We start from the raw sequence: 6746 nt of genomic DNA, 5'->3' as shown, positions 1-6746 counted from the left end.
GTTCCCGCCCCTGCGGGACGGCGTGCTGCGCGAGGGAAGCGGCCCCGTCGGCACCCTCACCCCGCAGGGCCGCGTCCGCCTGCCCGACGGCCGCACCGGCCGTCTCGACGACGTCACTGGGTACGGCTTCATGCTGATCGCCACCGAGGACCCCACCGCCGCCCTCGGCCCGGAGCGCCTCGGCATGCTGGAGCGCCTGGGCTGCACCGTGATTTCCCTCGACGCCGTCGACGACCTCGACGGACGGCACCGCGAGTATCTCCAGCGGCTTGGCGCCGTCGCCTACCTGGCACGCCCCGACTTCGTGCTGTTCGGCACGGCGGCCGACAGCACGGACCTCGGCGCGCTCGTGGACGACCTGAACGACGCACTGTCCGGCACGGCCAAGGCGGTCGCATGACGCCCGCGGTTCCCGGGACGGCTCCTCTGCCACCGCTGGTGGCGGCCCAGCACCGGGCCATGCCCTTCACCCGGCTCACCGACTGCGGCATGGACCCGGCCGACGCCCGCCGCCTGCTCGCCGACACCGCGGCCGGGACACCGTGGCAGGACGCCGCCGCGGCCATCGCGCTGACACAGCTGCAACGGGCCCGCCTGGCGGAGGAGTCCGGGCACCGCACGACCTCCGGGCAGGCGTACCGGTTCGCCTCCGCGGCCTGGATGTTCGCGCAGATGGCGCACCAGACCGACACCGCGGAGAAACGGGATCTGTACGCCCGGCACACCGCAGCGACCGCCGCTCTCGCACCCGCCGTGGAGCGGGTGGAGATCCCGTATCGTGACGGGCTGCTCAGCGGCTGGTTGTGCTTGCCGCCGACCGGCGAGGCCCTGGCCACCGTCATCGTCTGGGGCGGGCTCAGCGGCTGGGGCGCCGCATACCTGCCGGTCGCCGACGCCTACACCGCACGAGGCCTGGGCTGCCTCCTCGCGGAGGGCCCCGGTCAGGGCGAGTCGCGGCTGCGCCACGGACTGTACGTCGACGAGCGCGTCACCGACGGCTTCGCCCGCTTCGTCGACCTGGTCGAGGCCGATCCCCGCCTCGGCGGCGCGATCGGAGTGCAGGGCGTCAGCTTCGGCGGCCTGTTCGCCGCCCACCTGGCCGCCGCCGACCCGCGCGTCGGCGCGGTGGTCGTCAACGGCGCCCCGGCCGCTCCCACGGTCCCAGAATTCCGTACCGCCCGTGAGCAGATGGCCGCCGTGGTCGGCACCGACGACCCGGGCAGGGTGGCCGAGGTCATGCATGCCCTGCGCTTCGACCCGGCCGAGCACCGCATCACCTGTCCGCTGCTCCTGCTCCACGGGGGACAGGACCCCCTGGCCCGCTACGAGGACCAGGAGCCCTTCCTGCGCGCCGCGGACCCCGTCGCCGCCACCGTCCGCATCTGGCCCGACGGCGAGCACACGCTCTACAACCACGCGGCCGAACGCGACGCGCTCACCGGCGACTGGTTCATCGACCACCTCACCGGCCAGGACACCCCGACAGGCTAGGACCACCAGTGGACTCGTCGGTGTGACCGCGCCCTTCACACGGCCAGGTTCGACATCGCGTAGCGCCGGAGGCGAAGGCGACGTGATGACCTTCGCCCATGAGGATCGTGGCCGTCGTGGAACCGCTCCGGGTGAGGCGGGAGCAGAGGTCAGAACGCTCCGGGCGTACGTCCGAGGGCTCCGTCGGGGTCGCCGGGGTCGGTTCCCTTGACCTGGCCGAAGTAGAGCTCGACCTGGGAGCGGAAGCGCTCGACGGCGCCGCGGTCGCTCATGAACTTCGCGAAGGCGTCGGGGTTGGTGTTGTTGTAGGAGGCCAGAGGCTTGAGGCCGGTCGGCGGGGCGACGTCCTTGCGGACGGACCAGGTCCAGGTGGCGATGGCGTTCTTCTGCACCGCCTGGGAGTCGAGCCAGCTCAGGAAGAGCTTGGCGCCGGCCTTGTGCGGTGCGCGCTTGAAGATGGCGCCGCGCTGGGCCCAGGAGTTGAAGCGCTCGGAGTTGGAGAAGACCTGGGTGCCGTTGGGGCGGGCGTCGCCGCCGACGGCGATGGAGGCGAGGTAGTCGCCGCTCGCCACCCCGGCGGCCGAGCCCGGGACCCCGCGGATCAGCTTGGGGTTCTGCTTGATGAGGTGGGCCAGGTAGTTCCACCCGTACTTGTCGACGATCTGCCGGTAGCCGAAGAGGACGGCGTCGTCGTCGTTGGGATAGGTCAGGATCAACTTGTTCTTGAAGACGGGCTTGAGCAGGTCCGTGGCCTTGAAGTCGCTTGGCTTGGTGGGGAGTTGCTTGGTGTTGACGATGTAGGAGAAGGCGCCGTAGAAGACGCCGGTGTAGTAGCCGTCCTTGTCCTTGGCGTTGGTGAAGACCTTGTCCCAGCCGACCGGCTTGTACTTGAGCAGGTCTCCCTGCTTCTTCCAGCGGTCGAAGTCCTGGGTGGTCTGGAGGATCGCGGCGTCGGCGACGAGGTGGCCGGTGGCGAGCTGGTTGTCGATGCGGGCGTCGTGGTACTTGCTCAGGTCGGTGACCAGGTGCAGCTGGACGTCCGGGAACTGCTGGTGGAACGCGGCGGCCAGGTTGTCCCACTGGCCGGGGGCGTCGCCGCCCATGTAGACGGTGACCTTGCCCCCTTCGGCCACGGCCGCCTTGTGGAGGGCCTGGAGCTGGTTCTGCTCGCCGGCGGTGGAGTGCCGGTGAGTGGTGGTGTCGGCCATGGCGGTCGTGGTGACGGCGGTGAGGGCCAGGGCGGTGGCGATGGCCGCGCCGATCAGCTTGTTCCTGTACTGCATGGCGTTGTGCTGCCTTCCTGAAGCAAGCAATCGTTTGAGAGTTCAAACGTTTCGGTGTGGATCACGCTACGCCGTTTAGTTTGAAAGTTCAAGCAAGGACCGCCCGCGGCCGGCTCACTCACGCGGTGCTCCACCTTCAGCCGGCAGGTGGGCTACATGGACCGCTGCGACGACGCGCGCAGTTCGACGCGTTGACGCGATGAGGAGACGCTGCCCTGGCGTCGGCGGTAGGAACGGATTGCTGCGACCGATCGGGCGGGCGGTCACCGGAGCCGCAGTGGTGACGGTGGCATTGCGGCGGGCTGAGAGGTGCCAGCTCGTGGCCTGCCCCTGGTAAGTGGGTCAGCGCGCGGGCACCGCGGTGTCCAGGGCTGCGGCCAGGTCTGCGATCAGGTCGGCGGGGTCCTCGAGTCCCACGGCCAGCCGCAGCAAGCCGTGGGTGCGGAACACCTCGGGGAACATGGCGGCGCGGCCGGCAGGAGCGTCCTCGTAGACGATGAGCGTCTCGTCGTGGCCCAGGGACACCGCGGAGGAGATCAGCCGCAGGCTGTTGACGAAGGCGTTGCGGGTGTCGTGATCGGCGTCCAGAGCGAAAGCGATCAGCGCGCCGAAGCCCTGACCGCCGAACTGCCGCTCGGCGAGCTCGTGTTGCGGATGCGAGGCAAGCCCCGGATAGGCGACGTGCAGGACGCGGGGGTCGCTTTCCAGGAACTCCGCCACACGCTGGGCACCCGCGAGGTGCTGACGCAGGCGAAGCGGCAGCGTGATGGAACCTCGTGAGATCAGCCAGGCGTTGAACGGGGAGATGGTGGCGCCCACGTTGATCATGGCATCGGACTTGATCGGGTGGATCAGCTCCCGCGGCCCGATGACGGCGCCGCCCATGGCGTCGCCGTGCCCGTTGATGTACTTGGTCAGGGAGTGCACCACCAGGTCGGCACCGTGCGCGAGCGGGCGGAACAGGGGCGGCGGCGTGCAGGTGGAGTCCACGGTCAGCAGCGCGCCTGCGTCATGGGCGACGTCGGCCAGGGCCTGGATGTCGGCTGTCTTCACCGTCGGGTTGGCGATGACCTCGGTGTGGATGATCCGGGTGGTGGGACGCATCGCAGCACGGACGGCGTCAAGATCGGTGACGTCGACGAACGTCGCCTCGATGCCGGACTTGACCGGCAGCAGCTCTGCGAACAGCCGCCACACCGCGCTGTACGTGACGTCGGAGACGATGACGTGGTCCCCTGCGCGAAGGTGGGTGAAGAACACGGCGTGCAGTGCCGCCACGCCGCTGGCCAGTACCACCGCGTCCTCGCCGCCCTCCAGGACGGCGAGTTTGGTCTGCAGCCCGAGCTGGTTCGCGCCGGACTCACGCGTGTAGACCAGCAGGTCGGGGTTGTCCGCGTCGAGCGTGAACGGGTCCTCGGGCAGGGTGTAGGAATTCGCCATGATGATCGGCATACGGATCGCGCCCGTGCCGACGTCAGCCTGGTTCCCGCAGTGCACCGCCTGGGTCTGGAACGCGAGCGTGGCCGGGTCATGCTTATCGGGCCCGGACGGTCGCGTGCTCGAATTCGGCATGGAAGTCCCTCGATTCGCTGCGGTCGGTTCGCGTTCCTGTGGCCGAGGCCTCTGGGATCTCAGGCTGTTGCCTCGGGTTGCGCCGGGCTGATGAAGCGCACGGCGGTCTGTTCGGCGTGCGGGGCGAGCAGGCCCTGCAGTTCGTCGGCCGCGATCTTGAGGAGATCGCCGTCGCGGTCTGCGTGGAGGGTTTCGATGACGAAGGCGACGTGGGTGGAGTCCTCGGTGACGCGGGTGCGGTGGGCGTCTCGGTGGTTCCAGTGGCGGGTCAGGACGCCGCTGGTGTCGGCGTAGATGATCTCGCCGGGCTTGGGGTGTTCGACGGTGTCGGGTTCGCCGAGTGGAGTGAAGGACTCGGTGCCGTCGGCGTGGCGGATGTCGACGTCGCCGGTGACGTGCTCGAGGTCGAAGGCGCCGGCGGGCAGGCCGTGCCGTACCGAGACGGCGTTGTAGGAGTCGACGGCCGGGTTGATGCGCGGCAGGCTCCCCTTCTTGGCGAGACGGCGGCCGAGCGCGTCGACGCTGGGGCGGATCCGGCGGGGGTTCGTGCCGAAGGAGCGGTAGGCGGTGTGCCAGGCCTCGATGCGGGGGTCGGTCTCGTCGGCGGGCTGCCAGGTGCCGTCGGCGAGCTGCCGTTCCAGCTCCTCCACGGCGGCGGCGGTGTGCGGCCAGGACTCGCGGCCGCGCAGGCCGGTGGCGGTGACCAGGGCGATCAGGGTGTCGGGGAAGGCTTCGGCGACGGCGGGGGCGATGCGGAAGGCGGGCATGGGCGGCGTTTCCGTTTCCTGCGAGCGGGGGTGGTCAGGACTTCCAGGGGCCGATGCTGTCGAGGCGGCGCAGCTGCTGGCGTGCGGTGGGCACGTCCAAGCCCTGCCCCCGCTCGGTGAGGCGCTCGGCGACGGTGCTGCGGTGTTCGACGGGTTTGTGGTCGTCGTACTTGAACTTGGCCCGTACGTCGGCGACTTCGAGGCGCAACCCGCGGATGCCCGAGAGCATCCGGCCGTACGGCGGCTCGTCGACCGCGACGGGTGCGTGGTCGCCGTCGGGCTGGAAGTGCGCCAGCTGGCGGCGCAGCAGCTCGGCCTTGGCCTCGGGGTCGTCGACGATCTCGGCGCGGCAGGTGAACTGGACGGCGGCGTAGTAGCTCGTGGGGACGCCGGCGGTGGGCGGGATGCCGGGCTTGGCCCGCCAGGGGCCGGGGATGAAGGCGTAGTCGCCGATGACGGTGAAGGCGACGTTCGGGTCCTGCTCGATCGCCTTCCAGACCGGGTTGGGCTTGGCGAGGTGGACCAGGAGATGTGTCCCGTCGCAGGTGAAGTGGGTGGGGACCACCATGGGCGGGTGGCCCGGCAGGCCGTTGACGCTGAGCTGCCCGAAGTCGTGGCCGTCGGCGATCCAGGTCTGCCACTCCGCCTCGTCCAGGCCGGCGTCCCAGGGGTGGATCAGCATGCTCTTCTCCTTGGTTGTGCGAGCCTGCTCAGGTCAGGGCGAGCAGGCTGACGGCGACGGCGGCGGTGCCGAGGCCGGTGAGCTGGGCGCGGTGTATGCGTTCGGCGAGCACGCCACGGGCGAGCAGGACGGTGCCGGCCGGGTAGAGGGCGGTGATGACGGCGACGACGGTGAGGTCTCCGCTGCGGGCGGCGAGCAGGAACAGTAGGTTCGCGACCGAGTCCAGCACGCCGGCGGTCGCCGACAGCGCGTACGCGGGCCGCTCGGGGCCCAGCCTGCGGCGCATCAGCCCGGCCGCGGCCAGGGTGACGGCGGAGGAAACGGCCCGGCCCACGATCAGCGGGGCGACCCCGCTGTCGGACGGTGCCTGGTGCAGGAAGACCAGCTGCAGGGCGATGGCGGCTCCCGCGCCGAAGGCCAGCAGCAGCGCCGTACGAGAGGGGCGGGCCGAGCCGGCGCCGTCTCCGGCGCTGACCAGGACGACGGCCACGAGGGCGAGCGGCAGCCTCATCACCCCGGCGGCGGTCAACTCCTCCCCCTGCAGCAGTCCGACACCCACCGGCAGCGCGGCGGACACCAGCGCGGTCACGGGTGACAGCACGTTCATCGGGCCGATCGCCAGAGTGCGGTAGAGCAGGGCGAACGCGGCGGCCGAGGCGACGCCCGAGGCGGCACCCCAGCCCAGGGCGCCGGGGCTGAAGGAGGCGCCGAGCAGTGGCCACAACAGCAGCTCGACCGCGAGGCTGGCCGGGGCGGCGATCATCACCGTACGCAGCACATGGGCTTTCCGGGCGCCGAGCCCGCCGAGGAAGTCGGCGCATCCGTACGCGAGTGAGCTGCCCAGGGCCAGCAGCAGAGCGATCACAGCACAATCCCTTACCATTCAGTGGAACGACCACACCGTACATTGAATCGACCGAAGGTCACAACCGATCGACCGTGCGGTGCAGT

6 protein-coding genes and 1 pseudogene are annotated in these 6746 nt (G+C 70.5%); 2 read left to right on the top strand and 5 right to left on the bottom strand.

Going from position 1 to position 6746, the window contains the following annotated elements:
- Both GRC12_RS20580 and GRC12_RS20575 read left to right on the top strand, forming a co-directional pair.
- A pseudogene (locus GRC12_RS20580) lies at positions 1–400 on the top strand (bifunctional 3-(3-hydroxy-phenyl)propionate/3-hydroxycinnamic acid hydroxylase); the annotation flags it as partial.
- Positions 397–1491 carry an alpha/beta hydrolase family protein gene (locus tag GRC12_RS20575; RefSeq protein WP_244373428.1) on the top strand — a complete coding sequence of 365 codons (1095 nt, stop codon included), beginning with the start codon at positions 397–399 and terminating at the stop codon, positions 1489–1491. The pseudogene GRC12_RS20580 and the gene GRC12_RS20575, both read left to right, overlap by 4 nt.
- Before the next feature lie 149 nt (positions 1492–1640).
- Here GRC12_RS20575 and GRC12_RS20570 read toward each other — a convergent pair whose 3' ends face one another.
- The 5 genes from GRC12_RS20570 to GRC12_RS20550 form a co-directional block, all read right to left on the bottom strand.
- The gene (locus GRC12_RS20570) at positions 1641–2774 is read right to left on the bottom strand and encodes an ABC transporter substrate-binding protein (RefSeq protein ID WP_208780779.1); all 1134 of its coding nucleotides are present in this window, start codon (positions 2772–2774) and stop codon (positions 1641–1643) included.
- Positions 2775–3116: 342 nt separating this feature from the next.
- On the bottom strand, positions 3117–4346 hold the full coding sequence (locus GRC12_RS20565) for a trans-sulfuration enzyme family protein (RefSeq protein WP_208780778.1): 1230 nt from the start codon (positions 4344–4346) through the stop codon (positions 3117–3119).
- 59 nt (positions 4347–4405) lie between these two features.
- Positions 4406–5113 carry a B3/B4 domain-containing protein gene (locus GRC12_RS20560; protein WP_208780777.1) on the bottom strand — a complete coding sequence of 236 codons (708 nt, stop codon included), beginning with the start codon at positions 5111–5113 and terminating at the stop codon, positions 4406–4408.
- 34 nt (positions 5114–5147) lie between these two features.
- Positions 5148–5795, bottom strand: a complete 648-nt coding sequence (locus GRC12_RS20555; protein ID WP_208780776.1) for an FMN-binding negative transcriptional regulator — start codon at positions 5793–5795, stop codon at positions 5148–5150.
- Between the two features lie 28 nt (positions 5796–5823).
- Positions 5824–6660: a DMT family transporter gene (locus tag GRC12_RS20550; protein WP_208780775.1), complete on the bottom strand. Its 837-nt coding sequence runs from the start codon at positions 6658–6660 to the stop codon at positions 5824–5826.
- Between the last annotated feature and the right edge of the window lie 86 nt (positions 6661–6746).

It is taken from the genome of Streptomyces griseorubiginosus (genome assembly GCF_017614965.1).
In the GTDB taxonomy this organism is placed as follows: domain Bacteria; phylum Actinomycetota; class Actinomycetes; order Streptomycetales; family Streptomycetaceae; genus Streptomyces; species Streptomyces griseorubiginosus_B.
The sequence above is the reverse complement of the archived record's forward strand: the minus strand, read 5'-3'. Positions and strand labels throughout refer to the sequence as shown.

Coding starts and splice junctions, on each gene's coding strand:
- GRC12_RS20575 (WP_244373428.1), top strand. CDS start 397: ATGACGCCCGCGGTTCCCGGGACGGCTCCTCTGCCACCGCTGGTGGCG.
- GRC12_RS20570 (WP_208780779.1), bottom strand. CDS start 2,774: ATGCAGTACAGGAACAAGCTGATCGGCGCGGCCATCGCCACCGCCCTG.
- GRC12_RS20565 (WP_208780778.1), bottom strand. CDS start 4,346: ATGCCGAATTCGAGCACGCGACCGTCCGGGCCCGATAAGCATGACCCG.
- GRC12_RS20560 (WP_208780777.1), bottom strand. CDS start 5,113: ATGCCCGCCTTCCGCATCGCCCCCGCCGTCGCCGAAGCCTTCCCCGAC.
- GRC12_RS20555 (WP_208780776.1), bottom strand. CDS start 5,795: ATGCTGATCCACCCCTGGGACGCCGGCCTGGACGAGGCGGAGTGGCAG.